General features: G+C 59.2%; 19 protein-coding genes and 1 pseudogene. 6 read left to right on the top strand and 14 right to left on the bottom strand.

What is annotated here, in order from left to right:
• The 5 genes and pseudogenes from IRZ31_RS03095 to IRZ31_RS03115 form a co-directional block, all read right to left on the bottom strand.
• Nucleotides 1-222 (bottom strand): annotated as a pseudogene (locus tag IRZ31_RS03095) (hypothetical protein); the annotation flags it as partial.
• 139 nt (nt 223-361) lie between these two features.
• A complete protein-coding gene (locus IRZ31_RS03100; RefSeq protein WP_297149426.1) occupies nt 362-1,141 on the bottom strand; it encodes a response regulator transcription factor in 780 nt (259 codons plus the stop codon).
• Nucleotides 1,138-3,786 carry a GAF domain-containing protein gene (locus IRZ31_RS03105; protein ID WP_297149428.1) on the bottom strand — a complete coding sequence of 883 codons (2,649 nt, stop codon included), beginning with the start codon at nt 3,784-3,786 and terminating at the stop codon, nt 1,138-1,140. The genes IRZ31_RS03100 and IRZ31_RS03105 overlap by 4 nt, the downstream gene beginning before the upstream one ends.
• Nucleotides 3,787-4,152: 366 nt before the next feature.
• Nucleotides 4,153-5,289, bottom strand: a complete 1,137-nt coding sequence (locus IRZ31_RS03110; protein WP_297149430.1) for a lipocalin-like domain-containing protein — start codon at nt 5,287-5,289, stop codon at nt 4,153-4,155.
• Nucleotides 5,286-7,706, bottom strand: a complete 2,421-nt coding sequence (locus tag IRZ31_RS03115; RefSeq protein WP_297149432.1) for an MMPL family transporter — start codon at nt 7,704-7,706, stop codon at nt 5,286-5,288. Before IRZ31_RS03115 ends, IRZ31_RS03110 begins: the two co-directional genes overlap by 4 nt.
• A 214-nt stretch (nt 7,707-7,920) precedes the next feature.
• On the opposite strand from IRZ31_RS03115, the gene smpB reads away from it, so the two are divergent.
• Nucleotides 7,921-8,427, top strand: a complete 507-nt coding sequence (gene smpB, locus IRZ31_RS03120; protein WP_297149434.1) for an SsrA-binding protein SmpB — start codon at nt 7,921-7,923, stop codon at nt 8,425-8,427.
• Between the two features lie 92 nt (nt 8,428-8,519).
• The gene (locus IRZ31_RS03125; RefSeq protein ID WP_297149436.1) at nt 8,520-8,993 is read left to right on the top strand and encodes a PaaI family thioesterase; all 474 of its coding nucleotides are present in this window, start codon (nt 8,520-8,522) and stop codon (nt 8,991-8,993) included.
• A gap of 29 nt (nt 8,994-9,022) precedes the next feature.
• Here IRZ31_RS03125 and IRZ31_RS03130 read toward each other — a convergent pair whose 3' ends face one another.
• The 9 genes from IRZ31_RS03130 to IRZ31_RS03170 all read right to left on the bottom strand — a co-directional run bounded on the left by IRZ31_RS03130 (nt 9,023) and on the right by IRZ31_RS03170 (nt 20,049).
• A complete protein-coding gene (locus IRZ31_RS03130; protein WP_297149438.1) occupies nt 9,023-10,345 on the bottom strand; it encodes an MFS transporter in 1,323 nt (440 codons plus the stop codon).
• Nucleotides 10,346-10,506: 161 nt separating this feature from the next.
• Nucleotides 10,507-10,713, bottom strand: a complete 207-nt coding sequence (locus tag IRZ31_RS03135; RefSeq protein WP_297149440.1) for a hypothetical protein — start codon at nt 10,711-10,713, stop codon at nt 10,507-10,509.
• A 225-nt stretch (nt 10,714-10,938) separates the two neighbouring features.
• Complete coding sequence (locus IRZ31_RS03140; protein ID WP_297149442.1) at nt 10,939-11,637, bottom strand: GNAT family N-acetyltransferase; 699 nt, start codon at nt 11,635-11,637, stop codon at nt 10,939-10,941.
• A gap of 125 nt (nt 11,638-11,762) precedes the next feature.
• Nucleotides 11,763-12,605 carry an ABC transporter permease gene (locus IRZ31_RS03145; RefSeq protein WP_297149444.1) on the bottom strand — a complete coding sequence of 281 codons (843 nt, stop codon included), beginning with the start codon at nt 12,603-12,605 and terminating at the stop codon, nt 11,763-11,765.
• 8 nt (nt 12,606-12,613) lie between these two features.
• Nucleotides 12,614-13,552 carry an ABC transporter ATP-binding protein gene (locus IRZ31_RS03150; RefSeq protein WP_363325632.1) on the bottom strand — a complete coding sequence of 313 codons (939 nt, stop codon included), beginning with the start codon at nt 13,550-13,552 and terminating at the stop codon, nt 12,614-12,616.
• A 945-nt stretch (nt 13,553-14,497) separates the two neighbouring features.
• A complete protein-coding gene (locus IRZ31_RS03155) occupies nt 14,498-14,896 on the bottom strand; it encodes a hypothetical protein (protein WP_297149448.1) in 399 nt (132 codons plus the stop codon).
• A gap of 448 nt (nt 14,897-15,344) precedes the next feature.
• Nucleotides 15,345-17,723: a transglutaminaseTgpA domain-containing protein gene (locus IRZ31_RS03160; RefSeq protein WP_297149450.1), complete on the bottom strand. Its 2,379-nt coding sequence runs from the start codon at nt 17,721-17,723 to the stop codon at nt 15,345-15,347.
• A gap of 127 nt (nt 17,724-17,850) precedes the next feature.
• On the bottom strand, nt 17,851-19,074 hold the full coding sequence (locus IRZ31_RS03165; RefSeq protein ID WP_297149452.1) for a DUF58 domain-containing protein: 1,224 nt from the start codon (nt 19,072-19,074) through the stop codon (nt 17,851-17,853).
• Between the two features lie 3 nt (nt 19,075-19,077).
• Nucleotides 19,078-20,049: a MoxR family ATPase gene (locus IRZ31_RS03170; protein ID WP_297149454.1), complete on the bottom strand. Its 972-nt coding sequence runs from the start codon at nt 20,047-20,049 to the stop codon at nt 19,078-19,080.
• A 416-nt stretch (nt 20,050-20,465) separates the two neighbouring features.
• On the opposite strand from IRZ31_RS03170, the gene IRZ31_RS03175 reads away from it, so the two are divergent.
• The 4 genes from IRZ31_RS03175 (at nt 20,466) to IRZ31_RS03190 (ending at nt 23,893) form a co-directional block, all read left to right on the top strand.
• Nucleotides 20,466-20,765, top strand: coding sequence for an acylphosphatase (locus IRZ31_RS03175; RefSeq protein ID WP_223258250.1), 300 nt, complete (start codon nt 20,466-20,468; stop codon nt 20,763-20,765).
• A 193-nt stretch (nt 20,766-20,958) separates the two neighbouring features.
• Nucleotides 20,959-21,249, top strand: coding sequence for an Asp-tRNA(Asn)/Glu-tRNA(Gln) amidotransferase subunit GatC (gene gatC / locus IRZ31_RS03180; RefSeq protein ID WP_151726858.1), 291 nt, complete (start codon nt 20,959-20,961; stop codon nt 21,247-21,249).
• Nucleotides 21,250-21,252: 3 nt separating this feature from the next.
• A complete protein-coding gene (gene gatA, locus IRZ31_RS03185; RefSeq protein WP_297149465.1) occupies nt 21,253-22,716 on the top strand; it encodes an Asp-tRNA(Asn)/Glu-tRNA(Gln) amidotransferase subunit GatA in 1,464 nt (487 codons plus the stop codon).
• 139 nt (nt 22,717-22,855) lie between these two features.
• Nucleotides 22,856-23,893 (top strand): D-alanyl-D-alanine carboxypeptidase family protein, encoded by a 1,038-nt coding sequence (locus IRZ31_RS03190; protein WP_297149467.1) that lies wholly within the window; start codon nt 22,856-22,858, stop codon nt 23,891-23,893.
• The last annotated feature ends 159 nt before the right edge of the window (nt 23,894-24,052 follow it).

Raw genomic sequence — 24,052 nt, forward strand, 5'->3', positions numbered from 1 at the left:
CTTCTCCCCCTCTCTTCCTCTAGCCCCCTCCCCATCTCCATCCATGTCATATAACAGGACGTCTCCTACCCACCCCCCCAGGTCCTTCTCTCCCTCACGCAGCAGGACTCGGACCTCATAACCGCGCTGGCGCAGATGCCTCTCTAAGATGGTGTTCAGGCTTTCCTGCTGCCCCACAATGAGGACTCTGAGCGGCCTTGGCCGCACCATCGCTCTAGCCATAGCATGCCTGCTCGCTTTGCCTCTGTCAAGAAATACCGGTAATATGGTAAAGAACTCCCATTCTTCCGAATAACAGTGTACAGCAAGCCGGCTCAATTCGCCATAAAGGATGGCCTTGTTAGCATTAAAATCCCATTAATTATTCCTCTGCCGGGGCGACATTGCTCACGCTGGAGGCAGCCGTCGGCTGCTGATCACGTCTCCCATCCGCCTGGAAAACATAGCCAACCCCAGGCTCAGTGAGGATATAGCGCGGGCGCGAAGGCTCTTGCTCGACTTTGCGCCGCAGTTGCCGAACATAGACGCGCAGATAATCCGCCTCTTCTCCGTACTCAGGCCCCCACACCGCTCGCAGCAATGTGCGATGGGTCAGGACTTTGCCAGCGTGCAGCATCAGCTGCCGCAATAGCTCAAATTCTGTCGGGGTGAGGCGAACCTCACGATCGCCCGCCCGCACATAACGGCGCTCAACGTCCATGACCAAATAGCCATCGCTGCTGCTCAATATCTGTGCCTCTTCCTGTTGCCTGCCCCCCCCACCGCTGGCAGCGCGGCGTAGGCAGGCCCGCACACGCGCTAACAGTTCGGCGTTACTAAAGGGTTTGGTCAGATAATCATCCGCCCCCAGGTCCAGGGCGCGGACCTTCTGCTTCTCTTCGGTTCTGGCTGAGAGGACGATGATGGGCACCTGACTCTGGCGGCGAACTTGCTCACAGACTTCCAGGCCGTCGATGCTCCCCGGCAGGCAGAGGTCGAGTAGGATCAGGTCAGGTTCATGCTGGCGCACAGCTTTGAGCGCTTCCTCTCCATCATCGGCTACCAGCACTTCGTAGCCGCTCATGAGCAGGTTTCTGCGCAAAATACGCTGAATTGAGAGTTCATCGTCGACAACTAAGATGCGCTTGCCTCGGGATCTCATGCTTGTTCCTCCGACAACCGTGCAGCGGGCGAAGGCAGACTGTGGGCCGGGCCGGGACCGGGACCACAGGAGCAGACTGGCAGGGCGAAGACAAAGATGGCTCCTCCTCCCGAGGAGGACTCTATCCAGATCCGCCCTCCATGCGCCTCGATGATGCCTCGGCAGATGGCCAGACTCAGGCCATTTCCCTGGAGATCAACACTATAAAAGGTTTTGAAGATACGCTCGCGTTCTCCCTCCGGCAGCTGATAGCCATGAGCGAGAAGGCGACCGTGCAGTACGCCGTCAACGATCTCTAGTTTGACAGCAATCTCCTCGTCCGATCGGTTATGACGCAGAGCGTTCTCCAGCAGATTATAAAAGACGCGCTCCAGCTGTGCGTAATCAGCGTGGACAAGAAGCGGCAATGGAGGCTGCAGATACAAGCGAATGTTGAGCTTCCTTCCCAGGCTGCGCTCTAAGCGCAGAAGGGCGCTGTTGAGCAGCTCTCCCATGTCGCACCATTCTTTCTCTAGGGTGAGAGCCCCCATCTCAATGCGCGACATCTCGATCAACGCGTTGATGAGCACGGTCAGATGATCGGTCTCGGTATCGACCTCGTGCAGAATCTCCCGCCGCGTCTCTTCATCCCAGACAATGCCTGGCTCCAGCAGCCCGGTGATGGCCGCTTTGATGGAGGTGAGGGGCGTGCGCAAGTCGTGCGAGACCGAGGAGAGCAAGGCTAATTTGTTCTTTTCGTCGCGCACCTGCTCGGTGATATCGTGGGCCTGGAGCGCGTAGGCTTTGAGCTGGCCGTGCTGATCTTTGACAGGGTGGCGGGTGAAGAGATAGTGGCGATCGAGGCTCGTGTCGTCCTGGCCGGCTCCCCCTCGCCGCTCGTGTCGCTTGTTCTCGTCACCGTCTGCCGCTTTGGTGGTCGTCTTCTCACGTAGTGGTTCGCTGGCAAAGGCACAGCGTAGCTCCCAGGTCCGTGCCTGTTCCTGGGTAAACTGGCCGAGGTATTGCTCCAGCTGCTCACGATTGCGAGCAAGGATGAGCAGGGTTGAGAAAATTTCAGCGAGTCTCCGACTATCTCCAGCTTGCAGGCGAACGCCACACAGGCTCTCCGCCGCTGGATTCATGTAGATGCAGCGCCCGCTGAGATCAACAGCAAACCAGGCATCGGTAAGATGACCCGGCAGGTGCTCATGAAGCTGGACCAGGCGGCTCAGTTCGCTCAGTATGCTGGCGCGCTCAAGCGCTTCCTCAGCACCGCGTGTGAGTAGGACGGCGCTGGAATCTTGCGCCGGAGCAACGCCCTTTGTACCTGCCATGTCTATCATCTGCCCATCAGGCAACGCCTGGGGGGTTCCAACAGTCTGGCTGCGCTGACGCACGGCGTTCATCAGAGCCTGCAGGTTCTGCTCAGGACAGGCCAGCAGATAGTCAGCAATGAAGCGCAGGAGACTCATAAAGCTGATGCCAAAGGTCTGCTCGAATTCGCTACGAACCTGCTCCAGTAGCTGCTCCTCCGCTTCTTCGCCCCATTGCCTTTGGGTCGCTTCGAGTCGCGCAATGATCTCTCGAAAGCGCTGCTGCCGCCGTACCGCTTCGAGCAGCATACCATTGTGAATGGCGATAGTGGCCTGACTCGCAAAGAGTGAGAGGATGTCTACTTTGAGTGGTGTAAAACCGCCCGGTTCTTCAGAGCAGAGCAGTAAGGCTCCGTAAACGGTGGAATCAGTGACCAGTGGATGGACAAAGATAGAGCGGATCTTGAGCTGGCTATAGAGAGGCTGACTGGCCGGGAAGCGCGAGTCATTGCCGATATCATTAGAAAATTGCGGCTGGCGATGAAGTAGGCTGTAGCCAATGATGCACTGCTCGCTGAGGGCCTGCCCATTCTCAATAATACGCGCGAGGGTGCGAGCCTCCAGGCCCGCCTGAGCTTCGAGGCGTAAGACTCCTCTCTGCCCTGGGCGGTCGATGGTGACAATCGCTGAGCAGACGCGCAGCGCCTCAGCAACACCGTTGACGATGCGCTGAAAGATGGTGGCCAGATCCATCGTCGAAGCCAGAGCGCTGGAGACGGCTTTGAGCGCTTCCCGCTGCCGATCCTGAATCTGGGCGCTGCCGCCTACCTGCACCCCTTCGATAGCAGCCGCCAGGACCCGCCCTACTGCTTCCAGCAGACGACGCAGCGAGGGATCATCATAGGTACCCAGCTGACAGCTCCCCAGCTCCAGGGTGCCCAGCACACGATCTTCGACTACTAATGGCACAATGGCTGCCGAGCGCAGCTGCGGGTGACCGCTGAGGGCATCCCCTACCTTCGCCGGTGGTCCATCCGCTCCCTGCGGATAGTTCTCGACGAGCATAATGGGGCGCTTCAGCACCTGCTCCGCTCGCGATTCGGCTAGTGGGTGCTGATGATAGCGCGCTTGCCAAGCATCGCCCTCTCCTCGCCAGCAGACTGTCACGCGCACAGCTTGACGGTCATGCCTCAGCAGGACTACGCCAAAAACGTCAAATGGGATGGTCGGCGTCAGCTCTGCGGCAAGCCTGGTATAGTCGGGTTTCGAGCCGCGCACGCTCGCAATAATGCGAAACACACGCTCGACGATAGCAGATTCATCTAGCGTGGAGACGCGCGTCCCTGCTTTCATTGTTCCCCCCAACAATGAACCGGGCTACCACCTCTTGAACAGTTAGCCTGGAGTTTTTTCTCTACACAATCATCAGCAGTATAACACAAAAGGATGACACAAGTAGTCAGCAAATTCATCCGCATTGATCGCCTTACTCTGCTTCTGCTGAGCTGGAGATGCGCCTCCCTCTGGCCTGAAGGTACTATTGGAGCTGTCCTCAAGCCGACCGAACGGTTTTTCTGCAGGGCGTTCTGGCTCGGCTCTGGCTCTCTGCTGAAGTCTACTCTATTGTCAGACGGGCGGCAAGACTACCAACAGGCGCGCTCGATCCGATCGAGCAACCTCCGTCCGCCAAGACAGGCGCTCTCTCCCTCCTCCAAGGGATTACGCAGCGGCATAGCCGGTCAGTTCAACATAGCCCTCCCCGTCGACAGCATGGCCTGCGCTCTGACCCTGGATGCTCACAGCCCCCTCCCAATAGGCGTTGCCAGTCGACTGGTAGGTGACCAGCTCTTGATCTTTCAGCTCTGGCTGAAGAGTGAGCTGGGCGGAGAAGCGCCCATTGCTGATGGTGATCAGCCAGCCAGAAGGATAGCGGGCATGGGTCACGGGACTCAGCCAGGTTGCCAGGGTTTGAACGCGCAGAGCGCTGGCCGGCAAGAGGTGGTCCTGACCACTGGGATCTATGAAGCTCACATAGGTAGAGATGATCTGTTTGCTGGCATCACGGATCAGATAGAGCATCAGCTCGCTGTTGTCATTGAGCTGCAAACTGAACCAGTCCCAGCCGCCGCCGGCCAGAGTGAGGAAGTTTCCCCACTGGTGGTCCATCCAGGCCAATCCCGTGACAGTTAGCGTCTGACCGTGATCAACCAGGAGGCCGCTGACGGCCAGGCGAGTGCGCGAGTAATAGTAGGAGAAGCCTGCCAGGCCATAGGTGATCAGCCCGTTGCCATTATGCAAGATGGCTGGTTTGAGCGCCTGTAGCTGCAACTGCAGGGCATAGTCCGGCATGACAGCTGCCAGTTGATCCTTTCCATTGCGCCCCTGCATGCGCCAGGGGCCGACCTGGAGCTGAAAACCTCCCTGGCTGCCTGCCCCCGTTGATGAAGGTTCCAGTTGCAGCACGCGCTGCTGCGCAAAGTGAAACTGACCACGGGTGATGTCGCTGATAGCAAAATGAGCAGCATAGACAGGCGGCAGGTCGCTACGCAATACTTGAAAAAAGACTAGTTCGAAGCCGTAGCGCAGGAGACGCCCGTCGTTGGCGCGGGCCTGGAGGTGGCCAGTATAGTACCACCACTCGGTGAGGTCCTTATGCGGTGCCTCGTCCTGGGGCAGGCGAATGGGAGGCAAAGGCGTCGCCTGGGCAGTGGCAGGCACCAGCGGCAGCTGCGCTGAAGTAGCCGGAATACCCGGAAAGGCGCAGGCACTCAAGCCGCTCAGTCCGGCCAGCAGTGCCAGCAGAAGATAGAGCAGCTGCCCAAGGCGGCAGTCCCTCTTATGCAGCGTGCTGATCATAGCCTTCCTCCTTGCTGGGACGGGGGATGAGCAGGCCGCTCTCCCTCACCGCTCACTAACGTTCCTCCCTCACCGCTGACCTCGCGGCGGCCTGCTTCCTCCTCAGCCAGGAGGGTAGGCCGGCGCTGGACCCCGACAAATGGCAGCCACCAGTTGAGATTGCCCAAGAGCCGCATGGTCGCTGGCACCAGCAGACCTCGAACGAGCGTGGCATCGCAGATGACTGCCAGGGCCATGCCCAACCCGAGAGCCTTCACGAGGATCATGTCGGCAGTGGCAAAGCAGGCGCTGACCACCACGACAATGGCAGCCGCGCTGGTGATGATCCCTCCACTGCGTTGCAGGCCAAGGGCCACCGCCTGGGTATTGTCGCCGCTCTCCCAGTAGGCTTCTTGCACGCGGGAGAGGAGAAAGACCTCATAATCCATCGAGAGGCCGAAGAGTGAGCAGAAGAGGAGAATGGGGCTGGAAGCTTCGACGAAGCCCAGGGGTGTGAAGCCCAGCAGCTGATGCAAGAAGCCCTCCTGGAAGATGACGACCAGCGCGCCATAGCTGGCCAGGATCGATAGCGTATTCATAAGAATGGCCTTGAGCGGCAGCAGCAGCGAGCGGAAGAGCAGCAGGAGCACGACATAGGTGATGCCAGCCACAATGAGGGCCGCCTTTGGGAAATCTCCGTAGAGGGCCTCGACGTAGTCGATGTTGCTGGCGCTCCCTCCGGCGACAAGCACATGCATGCCCGGCCCCGGAGGCGTGTTGCGAATGGTCAGCACAAGGGCCTCTGACTGCTCTGAAAGCATGTCATACTTACTGATGACAGTGACCATCGCCAGGTTGCCCGCGACCGAGGATTTGAGCAGACCGGATAAATAGGGATCAGCAATGAGCTGCGGGTGGGTGTAGAGCAGCTCATATTCCTGCAAAGTCAGACGAGGATCAGCGCTGACGATGCTGTCGACGCGGGCCACGCGCGGATCAGCTTCTAGCCGCTGGACATAGCGATAGAGCAAGGCGATATTGTTGGGCGTCAGCACGTTGCCCTGCATCTGAACGGCCAGTAGAATGGGCGTTGTCTCGCGCGCGTTGAAACGCGAGATTAAGAGATCGTAGGAGACGCGCGATGGGACATCTTGGGGCAGGATCGAGGCCCCTGGCGCCGAGAAGCGAACCGCCAGGAAGGGTAACCCGAGAGCCACCAGCAGCACTAAGACCGGGAAGAAGAAGCGCAGTGGATAGCGCATGACCAGATGCGATAGCCGATACCAAAATCCCTGATGCGGCTGAATGAGGGCGCTGCGTGCGCCAGCCACAGCCACTTCTTCCGCCGCTGCATCGGCATGCGCAGCCCGCCGCTGACTCCACCAGCGCCACAGCCAGGAGAGGCGCACGGGCAGGGCGTTGACGCGCGTTCCCAGAACGGCCAGCATGGCCGGTAGCAGGGTCAGGGCCGCTATAACGCAGAGCATGACCACCAGCATGCCACCCAGACCTACCGAGCGCAGCATGTTGATGTGGAAAAAGGTCAGTCCGAAGAGGCCAATTGAGACGGTAAAACCGGAGAAGGTCACAGCTCGCCCAGCGGTGGCCACGGTAACGGCCACCGCCTCACCTGGCTTGCGCCCGCGCGCTAACTCTTCGCGGAAGCGGCTGACCATGAAGAGGGAATAGTCAACCCCCAGCCCGAGGCCGAAGAGAGTGGTAATGTTCAAAACAAAGATCGACAGCGGGGTGACGTGCCCCAGACCAAAGATAATAGCGAGCGCCACGACCACCGCTCCGCCACCGATGATGGTGGGTAAGAGCGCGGCAATGACAGAGCGGAAGACCAGGAGCAGGGCAATAAGGGCAAAAGGAAAGGCCAGCAGCTCAGCTCGCCGCAGATCGCGCTCGCTGACAAACTGAATATCTTCGTAGAAGACAGGGCTGCCGCCAACGTGAATCTCCAGATCCGGCTGTGCCCTCAGCCTGCGCTCCAGCTCGGGTAAGAGGCGCGGCGCGCTGTCGGGATCAGTCTTGAGCATGACATTGGCATAGGCGCCATGTCGATCGAGCGAGATCTGGCGTGGATTATCCAGGTAGGTGACGACGCTCGCCACTTCAGGCCAGCTCCGCACCTCGGCGAGTGCTTGCTGCATCTGCTGGACGAATTGCGGGCTGTCCACACGATAGCGCTGGCTAATGAAAATCACCTGGACAACCGTCGGATTGAGATGGAGCTTGCTGGTGAGCAGATCGAGCGCCCGCTGTGACTCAGCATCAGGACTGAGCAATCCCCCCGGCTGAAGCACCTGGCTGGCCCGTGGCGCAAAGGGTAAGGCAACGAGAGCCAGGAGTAACCAGAGCAGGAGGATCAGCCAGCGTGCCCGAACGGTCACCTGGCCTAGCGCATAAAAAATTGACCTTCTCGGTTTCTGCATGTATACTCTTCCTCACCTGGGGGCTGCGCCTGGCAGACCGGCTGTGCTGCCGGCTCTGACGGCTCAGTCAAGGCTGCCGAGCCGCTCGCCCCTCACTCCGCGTTCTTCTCCGTGCGGGGGTCGCTGTGAAGATGTTCCTGAACGACATTGCTGTTATACTAGTAGACAGCTTTTGTCTGTGTGTCAAGGGGAGCTGGCACTCGGAGGAGGTCCTATGACGAAGCAGTTGGCAAAGCAGGCGACAACGAAAAAGCCGGCACAGGGCGATGGCAAGCCAATTCAGGTCATCGCTGTCAATCGCCAGGCTTACCATGACTACGATGTGGAGCGCACGGTAGAGGCCGGGATCGCTCTGGCTGGCACCGAGATTAAGTCGATTCGCGCTGGCAAGGTCAATCTCCGCGGCGCGTACGCCATCGGCAGAAACGGCGAGCTGTGGCTGGAAAATATGCATATCTCTCCCTACGAGCATGGGAACATCCACAACCATGATCCGCTGCGCCCTCGCAAGTTGCTGCTGCACCGCCGCGAGATCAACCAGCTTCTCGGCAAGGTCAGCCAGAAAGGGATGACACTGATCCCTCTGAAGCTCTATCTCAAAGACGGCCTCGCCAAGATTGAGCTGGGCCTTTGCCGCGGGCGCAAGCTCTACGACAAGCGGGAGGCTATTGCCGAGCGCGATGCCCGTCGCGAGATGGAGCGTGCCCTGCGTCGCCGCTGAAGCCGATGCTTCGCCGCCGTATGGGTTGGGCGGCGAAATCACAAGCTGATCTACATCTCGCTTTTTTTCATCAGTAGAGGAACAAGTCGCCAATGGACCAGGAAAAGCAAGTGGAGCAAACTCATCATTTTGTAGAACAGATCAATCAGCGCCCAGGCTTCGGCCAGCTGCTGGGCATGCGCGTAGAGGCGGCGGAGCCAGGGCGTGGGCGAGTTCGCTTGACGGTCGATGAACGGCTGATGCACCCCCAGGGATTGGTGCACGGCGGCGTGATCTTTTCATTGGCCGATACAGCTATGGCTATGGCGCTCCTGGCCTCCTATCCGCCAGGGACGCGCACCGGGACGATCGAGGCCAAGATCAACTATCTCCGTGCCGTGCGCAATGGGCAATTGCTGGCGGAGGCTGCCATCATCCATCAGGGCCGGACCACGGCAGTGCTGGAGGCTACGGTCTACCACCAGAGCGAGGACAGGCAGGAACAGCGCGCGGTGGCCCGAGTCTTGAGCACCTTCTATATCTTCCCAGGCGAGGAGAAGGGCGCCAACGCCGAGCGCGCTGGCTAGTTTGCCAGCTCGCCTCTCGGGCTAACTAACTAAAAAGAAGCGATGCGTGAGCGTTCGGCAACTGAGGTTTCGCCTGTCTCTCTGGCCTTAGCAGCGTAACGTTGTTCGAGACGGAGGAGTGTCAGGAGTGAGAGCAGTGCAACCAGGCCAAGGATGGCTGTCAGGCAAATCAGGCCGTCAAAGCCAAGACGATGGGCGAAGAGACCAGCCAGGCCATTGCCTAGCAACTGGCCCAGGCCAAGAAAGACCGAATAGAGGCCCATCAGCAGACCGCGATCCATCGCGCTCTCCTCAGTGAGATCTGCCAGGTAAGCCAGGGCAGAAGGGGCAAAGCTGCTTTCCGCAAAGATTCCTAGCAGTAGCACAGGAATCCAGATCCCTGGGGCCAAATCACCTCCGAGGCGGTGATTCATGCCCCAGAGGGCTATCACGCCCACATAGAGACCAGTGACGGAAGTGAGCATCATCATCAGGCGGGGCAGATGGGCAAGGAAACAGGCCCAGAAGAGAAGTGAGAGACCGAAGAAGAGGACATAGCTACCCAGGACCAGGCTCAGACGACCACCGCCACCAGGTCCGCTCATGATTCCCATTAAGAGCTGATCACCCATGCGTCCAGGGCGGGAGAGCAAGAAAGGCAGCTGTGAGCTGACCCAGATACCCAGCAGGGCACTAATACAGATCCAAGCAGGAATAAAGATAAAGAGGCGCGGCTTGTGCAAGATTGCCAGATAGCGTCTCACCAGCAGCGCCGGGCCAGTGTGTTCAGTCACCTGGGTCACACGAGGAGCCAGGAACATGCAGAGCGTCACCAAGGCATAGAAGAGGGCTAACAGAGCAAAAGCCCAGGAACCAAAGCGGTCCCAGGCAAAGCCGCCTACGACGACCCCGGCTGCTATCCCGCCACTGGTCGCCAGCTCATAGAAGCCCATAACCCGCATGCGTCCTTGCTCATTCCGCCTGGTCAAATCGGCCAGGTAGCCCAGGACTGACGGGGTGATCATCGCTGTCGCCAGGCCCGCAAGCACCTGCAAGGTCAGTAAGAAGGGCAACGGCGAGGTCATAGGAGTCAGCGGTATCAGCAGCATCCCCAGCACACCCAGTAGCGGGCCAAGAACCATAAAAAGGCGCCGTCCCCAGCGATCGCTCAACGCTCCCATGAACGGCGCGAGCGTTAGCTCAGTAGCATAATAGACGACAGCCAGCAGGCCCACCTGAATGGCCGTAATGTGATGTCCTGCATGAATAGCCAGGCGGGCCAGGAACAGCCCCAGGACGATCCCCCCAGCACCTGTATTGACGCGCAAGAGAAAGGTTCCCACAATAAGCGGGATGGCCGATCGCCGCACCATATTGCCCCCTCAAGTTCCAGCCAACCTACTTGCCTATCTCTCCAGGTCGTCGCACGTAGGTCAGTTTCCTCGCCGCTTGCTTTGCCCCCTCTTCCTCAGTGAGGTCGCCGTTAGCGCTCACAGCCAGCTTGCCAGCCTGACCTGTCCAGCCCTCTCCATGCTTAGAAGCGCGTCGCCTGACCCTCACCTTCGCCTGAGAGGCCATAGTGGCCTGCTGCTGTGGCCTTGCGATAGCTGCGCAAGGTCCAAACGGCAATAATCCCTCCTACGATCAGCAGGACGGCTGCTACGATAAGGAGCACCAGCAATAATATACGCAATCCCTGATGATCAGAAGCACTGCTCAGAGAAAGAGCCAGTAGTGGCATCAATGACAATCCTCTCTCTCCCTGATGAAATAGTTCCCCCGAACAGCTCTCTATCATCAGGACGGGAGAGGCAGAAAGAAAGTAACGCCCTCCCCCCTCCCTCTCTCTCCAGAAACCAAGTAGGCCAGCCTCAGCCCTCACTCGCCACGCGTGGTGGAGTCCCAGACGAGCAAGGCAAAAGAGGCTGGCCCTGGCTATCAGTCAGAAGCAGCACTAGGCTTTGCGCTACTCTGTCTTCAGAAGATTGAGCGCTCCAGACAATAGCTGTTTCTCATAGCAGCAGTAGTGGCGCACCATCGTTCTCCCTGCAGGTTCTAACAGCCGTGCCGGGCTTTTGGAATCGGGAGCTGAGCGTACCTCCTCTTCCAATTCCAGCTCTAGCGTCAGGCGCCCTCGCTCAGACCAGGCTGCTTGCGTCTGACTCTCAATGACAATGTGCCAAAAGCTCCTCTCTAAGTGATAGCCTTCACGTTCTAATAAGGCTCGGGCGGACCGGTTACTATAGGCCACCGTCGTTGTGAGCAAGGCGCAGGCACGCTCTTTGGCTTCAACGTTCTCCAGGGCGGCACGCGCGCGCTGTTCCGCCAGGCGCAGTAAGAGGGTGCCAATACCTCGGCCTCGATAGGCCGGGTGAACGCGCACGCAGAAAGCCCAGTTGCACCCTTTCGCCAACTCAGCCCCAGCGGCGGCGACATTCCAAACAGCACCGTAGCCCACCACCTGCCCCTGATGCGTCAGAATTAACCAGGCATCACTGTTCAGCTGGAAATCCATTCGCTGCCAGCTTGCACTGAGATCTCCATCTTCCTCATGGCCCTCCTGCTCCCCTTCAACCTGTGCACAGATGGCAAACAGTTCTTTGACAGCCGGCAGGTCCGCGGCTGTCGGAGTGCGCGCCGAGAGATCGCGCAAGTAAACAGCCATCCGTTTTCCTCCTCCGGAAGGGGAAACCACGGCGATAAATGGCCCAGCCCTAGCCCATTCGCTGGTTGGCTCTTCAGCCTGTCAGCTGGCGACAGACCTTCAACAGAGCGGCCAGGGCCTGGGCCTCAGCCATTTCTTTTCAGCTTCCCCGTTCGCTTGGCATAGCGTTCCGCCAGACTAAAAGCGTAGACACTCGCTGGCACACTAATCAGGCCCGTCAGAATCAGGGGCCAGGTACAGCTCCAGATCTCAGGAGACCAGAGAGGCCGGCCCTGCATGATCGCTGCGCGCAGGCCCTCCAGTACATAAGTAGCTGGCGAAATACGCGCTAGCGGCTGCATCCAGCCCGGCAGCACTGAGATAGGATAGTAGACCCCCGAGACCAGCAACAGGACGGCTTTGACGATGAACGACATCTGCATGCCCTTCTCCGTGTACAGCAGCGGTAGAATCGCTGCCCCGATGCCAAAGCCGATAAATGAGATGCTACCTAGCAACAGCAAAAAAAGCGCCGTCAGATAATTAGCATGGCTTAGATCGATATGGAAGAAAGCTGCAATGACCAGCAGCTGTATCAGCGTAAAGAGCAGTCCATGAGCAACAGCGTAAAGACAGCTCCCGACCATATGGGTGAAGCGCGAGATGGGGGCCATAAAGGTATATTCGATGGTGCCCTCCCAGCGCTCCATATTGATAATGTCAGTCACGCCGTCGAAGGTTACACTGAGATAGGACCAGACCGAGGTGCCGATCACGAGCACCAACAGCAAGGAGTTGGTGTCGAACTTGACCTTCGCCCCGGTAATCTGCTCCGCAGCAGCCCCGATGAAGGTCACGCTGAGAGCGTTGACGATGTTGTAGAGCAACCAGACAATTTCCCAGGCCCAGTAGCGTCTGGTCAGGTTCCAGTTGCGCTCAAAGAAAGCGTAGGTTGCCCGCCCTCGGTGCACTAAAGCATTAAACATCATAAATACTTTTATTCCTCCTCTTCCCGCATAGCTTCTAAAGCCTCAAAGGCTTTTTCCCAACTGCCATAGCGCAGAATATCCTCTTCCGTGATGCGATGGCTGGCTGTATAGTGCATGAACACCTGATGCATGCTCGCGGGTACGTTCAGCCCCAGCTGGCGCATCACTTCCTGCTTCAGCTCGTCAACCGAACCAAGCGCCACAATACGTCCCTGATCGATAATCGCGACACGATCGCAGAGAGCCTCAGCCTCCGCCAGATCATGGGTCGTCAGAAGGATCGTCGCATCGTGAACCTCGCGCAGCTCGCGGACAAAGGTTTGCACATCCAGCTTTGAGCGAGGATCGAGGCCAGTCGTCGGTTCATCCAGGAGCAGCAGCACGGGGGCCGTCAGAAAAGCGCGGGCAATGGCGACTTTCTGCTGCATGCCACGCGACATATCCTCCAGCGGCTGCTTAATGCGCGCGGCCCCGATTCCCAGGCGCCCCAGGATGGAGACAATTCGCTCGCGCGCCAGATGCCCTGGTAGGTTGTAGAGGCGCGCCGCATAGATCAGGTTCTCCATAGGCGAGAGCTTCTTGAAGAAGGAAGCCTCAACACTCACGCGGTTGATCAGACGGCGCACGATGGCCTCGTCCCGCACGACGTCGTAGCCAAAGATCGTGACCCGCCCGCTATCAGGAATGAGCAGCGTGGAGAGAATGCGAATCAGGGTGGATTTGCCCGAGCCATTTGAGCCGAGAATGCCAATGATTTCGCGGCGCTTAACCCGTAAGCTCACCTGATCCACCGCCCGCACCGTGCGCGCGTCTTCTCCTTTCTGCCAGGGCAGCCAGGGACGAGACTTCGTAAAGACCTTCGTGACCTCCTCAACAAGAACAGCATCTTGCTCCTCTTGGTGATCTGCCATCGTCGATGTAGGTAATGTTGGGAGCAGGCGCTGCATCGCCATGCAGTAAACCTCCTTTGCTTGTGAGCATCGTCTTGGCTGTCCCCGTCCGGTCCACGCTGCTCTCCAGCGTGGAGAGAAACCAGAACGGTCGATCGGAAAGATACTACCAGCCAGGGTCTGCTACCACGGTCACTCGACCGGTCTTCCATCTGCCCTAAAGGACAGCTCCACCCGCCTTGGAAGCACACAGCTCAGGACGAGTCGTATGGCAAGGCCATGACAGGCTTCAAACTGGACCAGTCAATCAGCCAGTCCGTTAGCTAGCTCTGGGTCAGATGAGCGGACAGACATGTCGAGCAGGTGAATAGTGGAGTCTCGTGGCCGACGGAAGCGAACTCGGCCCTGTTTTTCCGAGGCTTCTCAGTCTCAGCACTCCGAGGCTTCAGCAACCCAGGGATCAGGATGGAAGTCTTCGCTCGACCAGGAAAAAGGCGACAAAAAACCGTGGGACTGAAGGTTGCTGTCTCAGTGCCCACGGTCGAGAGGTCGCTCTTCAGCACCTGGCGCTTTTGTCACACATCAGGCGCCAGGCGTAAAACAGGCGGTGGCTCCCCCCTAATGGGCCCACTGATCCCCGAGTCAACCAGGCACGGAGTAGTGAGTAGCAGCGAAGAAAGGCCAGCGAAGCCCTCGGAAAAGGCAGAGGTAGCGAAAGGCAAAACAATCCCCCTGCTCCTCTTCTGCTGCAGAGGCAAAGAGACCAGGAGCGCATGATTGCTTACCATTAGCTCACCCCCTATCCTTGGGCTTGCGCTAAGCGCAGCGAATGTCTTTTAGTCCCAGATGGGGACACCAAACCAAAGGCCCCGAACCAGCGGCACGGGGCCACAGGACTTCGAGTGAATGATTACTTTTTAGAAAAAGTCTAGAACAAGTATACGGTAGAAAAATCGCTTTGTCAAGGGAAGATCAACGCTGGCCAATAGAGCGAAGGCCGGGCTAACGGCTACCCTGCCCGGCCTTCGCCTCGGTTTTCGCCTCGGCTTTCGCCTGTTTCACAAACTGTAGCAGTTGCCCTTGCTGGATGATCTTTGCCAGTCGTTTATGACACTCAATCGCCTCTTGCGGGGTATTGCTACTATGCTCGTAGATCACCAACCGATAGAGGGTGAGATAACCATTCTGCTGAGGATAGACAGCTGTGACAAAGCCGCGGCCCAGGCGGCGATCATCGAAGGTCGCTAGCACATAGCGCTTTCCATCCGGGGCGACGACCACGTGGCGAGCCAGGTCGAGCACCTGCAGCTTCACCGGATAGGCATCGGGAATCTCCAGAGGCCGTTCCCGGATGCTGGCCAGCATCTCCCGATCCTGTTCCAGCACAACACGATCAATCATCGCGTCACTCCATAAGGATCAGCTTAAAGGGCACATGCCACCCTGGCTTGGGAAAGCAAGGTGGCATCGTACAGTTTAGTCAACGACCCCTAGCTTGAGCCAGGGGGCTTGCCCGCAGCCGCAGCGGCCCGGGCTTGAGGGCTGGTCGACAACAGCCCACTGCCCCGTCGGACAGCAGAGCATGGTGGCATGAGGTGACCCGCCCCCATGCAGTGTGAGGCGAAGCCGTTGCTGACTCACAGGTCAGTGCCTTGAAACCTCACCGAACAAGGATACTAGGAGAGAGGCAGCCATGTCAATCCCCGGGAGAGAGCCAGAGGGGGCCGCCTTCCTCCCCTCGATGAATCCAGAGGTCCCCGGCGGCCCACCTTTATGGAAGAGGGAGAGCAGGTCAAGTGCTCCCTGGCTCCTTCCGGCTGAGCCTTCTCTCTCACCTCGCACACAAGCGTCAGAGGTCCTCCAGGACGGTTGGCGCTGGCAAATCGAACGAGCGACCTCGGCGCCAGAGACGGCGCAGATGTTCCCAGAGCCAACGGATAAAGTGCACAGGCGCCCTGGCCAGCACATGCGGATGACGCAGGAGGTAAAGGAAGAGACGCGGCTCAATCTGCCGCCAGAGGGCTGGCGCTTCGCGCATTTCACCCGAGCTGGCTGGGTGCTCAGGGCTGCCCGGGGGCGCCCACAGGTCGCGCACGTAGAGATCCCCCAGACGCTGCAAGAGGGGCGCCTGCTCGGGAGTCAGGTGACTGAGGCGCTGGATATATTCATGAGGCGTCTCAGCGCGACGGAGAGTGAGGCCGGCCCAGCTCGCCAACAGGCAGATGCGCCCGTAGATTTGGGCTGTCAGGCGCAAGTGGCGGAAGAGCCGCCGCCACCAGATGGCAAAGAGCATCAACAGGCAGGCAAGAGCAAAGATTACGCTCAGGGCGAAGTAGCTCAATGACTGCTGCCAGCTCAGACCGCCCCCCTGGGAACTGCCTCCCACCACCCCGCTTTCATCATTCGGCAGCGGGAGACGCCGCGGCGTCGTGGCGCTGGGCGAAATGCTCTGACCGGATGCGATTGTCGAGCTACTATCTGACGAGCTGTACTGATTGGGAAGCGGGCGCGTGAAGGTCGGAAATCCCGGCGAAGGCTCGAAATTGATCCAGCCATAGCCAGCGAAGTAGATCTGAGTCCAGGCATGGGCCTGAGTACCACGCACAACCCATTGATGGGTAGAAGGATCGTAGGTGCCTGGCGCATAGCCAGTCACCACTCGCGCCGGCATCCCAAGTTCGCGCGCCATTACCGCCATCGCCGTCGCAAAGTAATTACAGAACGCCCGGTGACCGCTGCGGAAGAGCAGCCAGGAGACCGGCTCATCGCCGGGAGGCAGCTGGACATCGACTGAGTAGGTGTAGCCACGGAAGTAGTTTTCTAAGGCCACTGCCTTGTCGTACATGGTGTGAGCGCTGGCGGTCAGCCGCTCGGCCAGGATGCGAATATTGGGATCAAGATGGGGAGGCAACTGCAGATAGGTCTGCAGGATGGCGGGATCATAATAATTGGTGGGGAGAGGGCCCTCGTAGTTGGGTGGCAGCTTGGGAGCTGCGGAAGGGAAAGGGACCGATTCTAGAGTCTTGACATCCGCCGAGGAGGCATACGACTGGACCGTGTAATGATCACCTGCCGCTAGCTTCGACCCTTTGCGCAGCACGGCCACGATGCTGGTAGTGTTTTTGCTCACGAGCACAACCGCAGGCTGGTCAAGCTGGCCCGCCTGCCAGGGCGTGAAGAGGTAGGGCTGCTGCTCGCCCGGGGGATTGACGACTGTGATCTGCAGCGTCACGGCATGGACAGGCGTGCCCTCGGGCGGAATCTGCTGACCCTTCGGCAGCGAGATACTGTAGGTGGGACTGGTCGACCAGCCACGCCCATCGTAGGTGTCATAGGCCAGCGAGGCAATATATTGCCCTCCCTCGCTGCTCGTGATGCGGAAAACGATGTCGTTGTTCAGATGCGGATTGCCACCCAGCACCAGCGAATTGGTGAAGTTGCCGCGATTCGATGGAATTACTCCCCCATTGACAGCGACAAGACGGTTCCAGGCATTCTCAACCTGCACCCAGGGGTTGCTGTCAAGATCCCAGATCTGAGCGGCATCGGCATTGACATAGCTGCCCGGCAGAATCCAGGAGAGAATAACCACCGCCAGCGAGACCAGCAGGCCGGCCTGCATGAAGTCCCAGCCCAGGTCGTCGGCGCAGCGCAGACCCAGTCGCTTCCAGCGGCGCATCGACTCAAAGAGAGAAAAGCGCAGCAAGAGCAGCAGAGAGGCACACAAAAAGACAAAGAGGAAGATCAGGTAGCCAACGGGCACATTGCTGAGATTAATGAGCAGGACCGCGCCGTTGAGCAGAATCATCAGCAGCGGCACACGAGTGCGATAGACCAGCCAGACACTGGCATAGGCCAGCCAGAAGCTGAGAGCAGTGATCAGGAAGAGAAAGATCGAATCGTCGCTACTCGTGCCGCCAGCCAGAGCGATCGCCACCCAGGCCCGCAGGGCGCTGAAGAAGAGAGGAAAGCTGCTGTTGAAGTCAGCAGTTGCGGTCTGCCAGTAGGCGATGAGCAGACCGAGTATGAGGGCCAGCGGCAGAACAAGCCAGGGAGGGAGCCAGCGCTGGCGCCCGGCCAACAGGCCGAGCAGCAGGCCAAGTGCGGTCGTCAGGGTGAGCACCTCCAGATGGGCTACCCAGCCGGCCACCTGCACCGACCAGATGGTGCTATAGACGACGATGGTCACCAGCACGAGCGAGAAGTAGCCTTCTTCGAGATGGAACAACTCCTTGAGCGAGGACCAGCTCAACCCTGGCTTATCCGGGTTTGGGGCTGGTGAACCTGCCCCCTTGGGGCGGCGTTCAGGCTCCGAGAACAGCCGAGAGAAACGATCAGCAGTGGCCTGGCCCATATCAAGACCTCCATTGGAGAGAGCGCACGCTCGGGCCGCGTTCGAGCGCCTCTGCTAGCGAGTCGCCCCGTCTGACGCGCAGCACGGGAACGCCCTCGCCTTCCAGCAAGGCCCACGTATCTTCATCGACGGGTCGCCCATCAAAAGAAGCGGCCTCCAGTCCGATTACCGCCACCTGGACCCCACGGCGGCGCAAGTGCCTTAACCCTTCGTGCCAGTCGCGCGAGGTTGAAGGGGTAATCACAATGGCCGCTGTATTGCGACCAAAATGCAGGGCATCCAGCGCCAACGCCTCCTTCAAGTCCGGTCCAGATCCCGCCCTGACCACCGCCAACAGCTCCAGCACACGCTCGATCTGGCGCTCGCCGCGATCCAGCGCCAGAAACTCTCGACGCTCACCGTTGACAATCAGGCCCAGAGACAGGTCCTGACGCAGCAGATAGACGGCGAGCGAGGCCGCGATCGTAATGCCATATTCTTCTGTCGATTCTTCTCCCTCGCCCGCCTGCACGGCCTGATGGAGATCAAGGAAGATCCAGGCATCCATTGCTGGATCAAGATCGAATTCCTTGACCATCAGTTTATTATAATGTGCCGTTGAGGGCCAGTGAATGCGGCTGAGCGAATCGCCGCTTGCGTATTCCCGGATGGTGGTAGCGTTCGTTGTCGTATGGAGCGCGCGACGGGTACTGCGTCCTTTACCGGGCAGGCCACCAGTAAAAAAGGCAAAGCCCGCCAGAGGAATGACGCGCGGGAGAACGAGGATCTCATAGGCCGGCGAGAGCAGACGATGACGCCGGAAGAGGCCAAAGGGGTCGCCACTACTGGCAATCACGGGACCAAGTTGGTAGCGACCTCGGCGCCGACAGACCGTACGGGCCCGCCAGAGCGCGCGCTTGCGCCCGCCCATGCTGGCGACATAACCAGCGCGATGGCCAGGCAGCGTGGAACCATCGACGATCTGCACCCAGAGCTTGGGAAAGATGCTTACATTATCTAACATCAGGCGCTCGTCGAAGGTATCACCCACCTGGACGCGCCCAAAGGGGGCCGCGCGATGAAAGACCAATCCGCGCAGACTGTAATGGGCCCATAGCAGTGAGAGCAGAAAGACGGCCAGCAATACATAGGTGACCACATAGAGCGCCTTCCAGCCGCTACTGATGGCCAGAAAGCCCGTCACCACAATCAAGAGCACCAGAAAAACGGTCTGCCAGCTCCGCATGGCTCAGCGCGCCTTTCCTCCTCCGACCCAGGCGCCCGGGACCGGCACCGTCTGCAGAATCTCGTCCAGAATGGCCGAGGAGGTGACCGAGCGCACGCGGGCCGCTGGGGTGACGATGATTCGATGCGCCAGCGTTGGTTTGACCATCATCTTGACATCGTCTGGGATCACATAGTTACGCCCGCGAATGGCCGCCAGCGCTTGCGCAGCGCGGAAGAGCGCTAGCGAGCCGCGAGGGCTGGCTCCCAGATAGATGTTGCCATGATTGCGCGTGGCGTTGGTGATGGCCACAATGTACTCACGAATAGACTGGTCAACATGAATAGCGCGAATCTGCTTCTGTATCTCTAGCAGTTCCTCCGCTGTCATGATCTGTTGCAGATCCTCCAGCGGGTGATGGTGCTGCTGGCTATTGAGGATATTGATCTCATCGGCAGGGGAAGGATAGCCCAGGCTGATATTCATCATGAAGCGATCGAGCTGGGCCTCGGGCAAGGGGAAAGTTCCCTCGTATTCGATGGGGTTCTGGGTAGCCATAACCATGAATGGCTCAGGCAAGGGATAGCTCCGGCCATCGACGGTAACTTGCGACTCCTCCATCGCTTCCAGCAGAGCCGACTGGGTCTTGGGTGTTGCGCGGTTCACCTCGTCGGCCAACACAATCTGCGCCATAATCGGCCCAGGGCGAAACTCGAAATTGCCCGTCTTCTGGTTGTAGATCGAGACACCGGTGATATCGGTTGGCAGCAGATCAGGGGTAAACTGGATGCGCTTAAAGCTACAGCCGATCGAGCGCGCAATGGACTTGGTCAGGACCGTTTTGCCTACGCCCGGCACATCTTCAATCAAGACGTGGCCCCGACAGATGACGGCGATCAGGGTGAAGGTGACAGCTTCGGCTTTACCAACAATGACGCTCTCAACGTTGCGAATCACTCGCTGAACAGCGGCAGCGAGATCCTGTACTGACTGCATGCTCTACTCTCCGATCAGGTCACGGAGGCCCGAATCCAGGAACAGCTCAACCTGCTTTAGTGTACCACACTGCCCGCCTGGATGATACCAGTTTGCCCCGGACGCCAGCCTTTCCTACCCTTCTCCTGTGGCGCGACCTGAGCACTGGCGATTGCTAAAGCGTCTGCCTCCGTTTTTCTCCTATAATAACATTGATAGTGGAGCAACGATCGCAATCTAGAGCCAGTCTAGCAAAGATTGCTGAATTTTGGCTGAAGGAATGGCCTCTTCTCCTCCATCTGGGGAGGGAGACGGAAGGCAGGCGCGAGCATCAGGAGGTTTCCATTCGTTCGCCGCTGTCCTCCAGCCAGTCGGGCTAAGCCATCCGTCCTGCCCCTAAAAGAAAGGACTATCCTCAGAAGGGTGAATATGATATCATGAAAGCCATGCAACAGGACAACGAGAGGCAAGAACTCTACGCCCGCGTCCTGGGATATGTCCAGGGGGTTGGCTTCCGCCAGTTTGTCATGCATCACGCCACAGCTCTTGGTCTGCGCGGCTACGTGCGCAACCTGGCCGATGGCAGCGTGGAGGTGCTGGCGCAAGGGCCACGCGCCGCTCTGGAACGGTTGTTGACTCTGTTGCACCGTGGTCCTTCCGCCGCCGAGGTCCATGAGGTCCGCGTCGACTGGCGCCAGCCCAGTGAGCCACTGAGTGGCTTCCATATCCGCTGGTAGCTCACTTGCTGCTCTGCTGTTCCGTTGGGCAGCGCAGTTTCACCCTGCACTGTCTTCCTGAGAGCGCTTTTTGATGCTTGTTGCAGATTCTGATTCGTCAAGCGTCTCTATCCTGGCTCGTTAGAGCTTCCACTGTATAAAAAGAAAAGGCAAGCGATCAGCAGGTTAGTCAGATTGAAGGAGGCTCGGGGTCTTGATCGATCGAGAAACGGTACTCCACATTGCCCAGCTGGCACGGCTCGGCTTGAGCGACGAGGAGGTTGAGCTTTTTCGTCAACAGCTCTCCAGCATTCTGGAGCATATGGCTATTCTGCGCGAGGCAGACGTGAGCGGGGTCTCTCCCCTGGCCCATGCCTCACGTCTCACGAACGTGATGCGCGAGGATGAGCCTGGTCCCTCCTATCCCCCGGAAGTGCTCCTGGCCAATGCCCCCGACCAGGAGGAGCAATGTCTGAAGGTGAATGCTGTGTTGGAGGAGTCCTAGTCGATGAGCGCTTTGCATGAGCTAACGCTGAGTGAAGCGGCAACGCTGCTGCGCCAGCGCCAGATTTCTTCTGTTGAGCTGACACGCGCTTTTTTGGAGCGGATTGAGGCCCTCGATAGGCGCCTCCGTGCCTTTACTCTGGTGACAGCAGACCTGGCGCTCCAACAGGCCCAGGAGGCCGACCAGCGCCTGCAGCGCGGCGAGCAGGTGACCCCTCTCACCGGCATCCCACTGGCCATTAAGGACGTCATTTGCACCAAGGATATCCCAACGACCTGCAGCTCGCGCATGCTGGAGCATTTCCGCCCTCCTTTTAATGCAACGGTAATGGAGCGCCTCCAGGCCGCAGGAGCGGTGATGCTCGGGAAAACCAATATGGACGAGTTCGCAATGGGCTCTTCGACCGAGCACTCGGCTTTTTTCCCCACGCATAACCCCTGGGACCTGGAACGCACACCCGGCGGCAGCAGCGGCGGCTCGGCGGCTGCCGTGGCCGCGGGCATGGCTCCGGGAGCGCTGGGCAGCGACACTGGCGGCTCGATTCGTCAACCGGCGGCACTCTGCAACGTGGTAGGACTGAAGCCAACGTACGGTCGCGTCTCCCGCTTTGGCCTGGTTGCCTTCGCTTCCTCACTGGACCAGATCGGGCCCTTCGCGCGTACAGCCCGCGATGCCGCTCTGCTGCTGCAGGCCATCGCCGGCCCCGATCCACGCGACTCCACCTGCTCAGCCACTCCTGTCCCCGACTATACGGCGGAGCTAACGGGCGAGATCCGCGGTCTCCGTATCGGTGTGCCTGTCGAGTACTGGGAAGCCCCTGGTATGGACCCCGGCGTGGCGCGCGTTGGCCAGGAGGCGGTCAATCGTTTGCGCGAGCTGGGGGCCGAGATTCGCGAGGTCTCACTGCCCCATACCCGCTATGGGGTCGCCGCTTACTACATCATCGCCCCTGCCGAGGCAAGCGCCAATCTGGCTCGCTACGATGGCGTGAAGTACGGCTACTCCTATCGCGACACCAGCGATATGTGGGAGGCCCTTGATAAGACACGTCAATATGGCTTTGGGCCAGAGGTCAAGCGCCGTATCATGCTGGGAACATATGTGCTCTCCGCCGGCTACTACGATGCCTACTATAAACAGGCCCAGAAGGTGCGGGCGCTCATCGCACAGGACTTCGAGCGTGCTTTCGAGCAGTGCGATGTACTGGTCAGCCCCTCCTCACCAACGGTGGCTTTTAAGCTGGGGGAGAAGCTGTCAGATCCCTACCAGATGTACCTGAACGACGTCTTCACTATCCCGGCTAATCTGGCCGGGATCTGCGGCATTTCGATTCCCAGCGGCTTCAGCGAGGGCCTGCCCGTAGGACTGCAGATTCTCGGCAACGCCTTTGCCGAGGCGACGATTCTGCGCGTGGCTGATGCTTTCCAGCGTGTAACGGACTATCATACCCAGCGCCCGGCCCTGTAGCGTAGAGGAAGAGAGCAGCCCAGACAGCTTGCCTCGCCTGGGCAAGCGAGGCAAGGCAAGGTAAGGTAAGCGACCATCCGCTTCTCATCTGGCTGCCCTCTACCTGCTGTGGACGGAGCCGAAGAAGGAGAGCCTGGCCTTGCCACAACAGCAGTATCGTCCCCGTTCTGCTTTTCCAAGTTTGTCACCGCTGGTCAGTCGCTTACTGGCGGCGCTACTCCTGGTCCTGGCCGCCTGCATCGCTATTGGGGCCTCTTTGCTGGTTTTTACCCCTTGGGGGACCGGGCTGGCAGGCGGTACCAGCACGACGGCGACCCCAACTGTAGGGTCGTCTTCGCTCTCGCCAACACCACGGCCAACCCTGGCCCCCGTGTTGACTCCTCGCGGCTCACCCCCCTCGCTGACCGCCGCCGAGGCTATGCTGCTGGACGCCGATAGCGATCGCATTCTGGCCGATATCAACGGTGAGGTGCCGCGCCCTATGGCCAGCACAACGAAGATTATGACGGCGGTCATCGCTTTGCAAATCGGCAATCTCGATCAGGAGATCACGGTCGGCGCCGACGCGGTGAGCGAGGTCCGCGATAATGATGGGAGCAATGCAGGCTTACAGGTGGGAGAGCAGCTGACGCTGCGCGATCTGCTCTATGCGCTGCTGCTCCCCTCGGGCGACGACGCGGCTATTGCGATTGCCGATGGCCTGTCTGGTTCGACGGCGAAGTTCGTAGCTCTCATGAATCTTTTTGCTCTGCGACTACACTTGTTCCAGACGCATTATGCCAACCCGGATGGGCTGCCGGCACCAGGCCACTATACCACGGCCTTTGACCTGGTGCGTCTGGCTCACTATGCTATGAGCATCCCACTGTTTGCCCAGATTGTGGGAACGCGCGTCTATTCGGTGCCAGCAACCGCTACTCATGCGGCCCACGTCTGGACCTCGACAAACGAGTTGCTGAGCACGTACTCAGGGGCGACAGGCATCAAGACGGGTTTTACGGGAGAGGCTGGCTACTGTCTGGTCTTTTCGGCTACGCGCAACGGCCATCACCTGATCGGCGTCGTGCTCGATACCCCTGGCCCCGAAGCTCGCTTTCAGGACGCCCGCCGTCTGCTCGACTGGGGTTTCTCGCTGCCCCTCGCGCCTCCCGGCCCCTCGGCACCACCCTCTATCTAGCTTAGAGGATGCACGACGAGGCTGGCCGCGGCAGATCTTGCTTGCATCTGGTGGCTTCTGCCAGATCCGCTATGCGATGCCGGATTCTGGGCCATCTTGCCGGCAAGACGTACTGGTCAGGTGAACGCAAACATGATAGAATAAACTTTACGACCTGAC

The organism is Thermogemmatispora sp., from assembly GCF_019683635.1.
GTDB lineage: Bacteria > Chloroflexota > Ktedonobacteria > Ktedonobacterales > Ktedonobacteraceae > Thermogemmatispora.

Bases quoted from the DNA above. Each gene is read 5' to 3' on its own strand.
- IRZ31_RS03100 (WP_297149426.1), bottom strand. From the start codon at position 1,141: ATGAGATCCCGAGGCAAGCGCATCTTAGTTGTCGACGATGAACTCTCA.
- IRZ31_RS03105 (WP_297149428.1), bottom strand. From the start codon at position 3,786: ATGAAAGCAGGGACGCGCGTCTCCACGCTAGATGAATCTGCTATCGTC.
- IRZ31_RS03110 (WP_297149430.1), bottom strand. From the start codon at position 5,289: ATGATCAGCACGCTGCATAAGAGGGACTGCCGCCTTGGGCAGCTGCTC.
- IRZ31_RS03115 (WP_297149432.1), bottom strand. From the start codon at position 7,706: ATGCAGAAACCGAGAAGGTCAATTTTTTATGCGCTAGGCCAGGTGACC.
- smpB (WP_297149434.1), top strand. From the start codon at position 7,921: ATGACGAAGCAGTTGGCAAAGCAGGCGACAACGAAAAAGCCGGCACAG.
- IRZ31_RS03125 (WP_297149436.1), top strand. From the start codon at position 8,520: ATGGACCAGGAAAAGCAAGTGGAGCAAACTCATCATTTTGTAGAACAG.
- IRZ31_RS03130 (WP_297149438.1), bottom strand. From the start codon at position 10,345: ATGGTGCGGCGATCGGCCATCCCGCTTATTGTGGGAACCTTTCTCTTG.
- IRZ31_RS03135 (WP_297149440.1), bottom strand. From the start codon at position 10,713: ATGCCACTACTGGCTCTTTCTCTGAGCAGTGCTTCTGATCATCAGGGA.
- IRZ31_RS03140 (WP_297149442.1), bottom strand. From the start codon at position 11,637: ATGGCTGTTTACTTGCGCGATCTCTCGGCGCGCACTCCGACAGCCGCG.
- IRZ31_RS03145 (WP_297149444.1), bottom strand. From the start codon at position 12,605: ATGATGTTTAATGCTTTAGTGCACCGAGGGCGGGCAACCTACGCTTTC.
- IRZ31_RS03150 (WP_363325632.1), bottom strand. From the start codon at position 13,552: ATGCAGCGCCTGCTCCCAACATTACCTACATCGACGATGGCAGATCAC.
- IRZ31_RS03155 (WP_297149448.1), bottom strand. From the start codon at position 14,896: ATGATTGATCGTGTTGTGCTGGAACAGGATCGGGAGATGCTGGCCAGC.
- IRZ31_RS03165 (WP_297149452.1), bottom strand. From the start codon at position 19,074: ATGCGGAGCTGGCAGACCGTTTTTCTGGTGCTCTTGATTGTGGTGACG.
- IRZ31_RS03170 (WP_297149454.1), bottom strand. From the start codon at position 20,049: ATGCAGTCAGTACAGGATCTCGCTGCCGCTGTTCAGCGAGTGATTCGC.
- IRZ31_RS03175 (WP_223258250.1), top strand. From the start codon at position 20,466: ATGAAAGCCATGCAACAGGACAACGAGAGGCAAGAACTCTACGCCCGC.
- gatA (WP_297149465.1), top strand. From the start codon at position 21,253: ATGAGCGCTTTGCATGAGCTAACGCTGAGTGAAGCGGCAACGCTGCTG.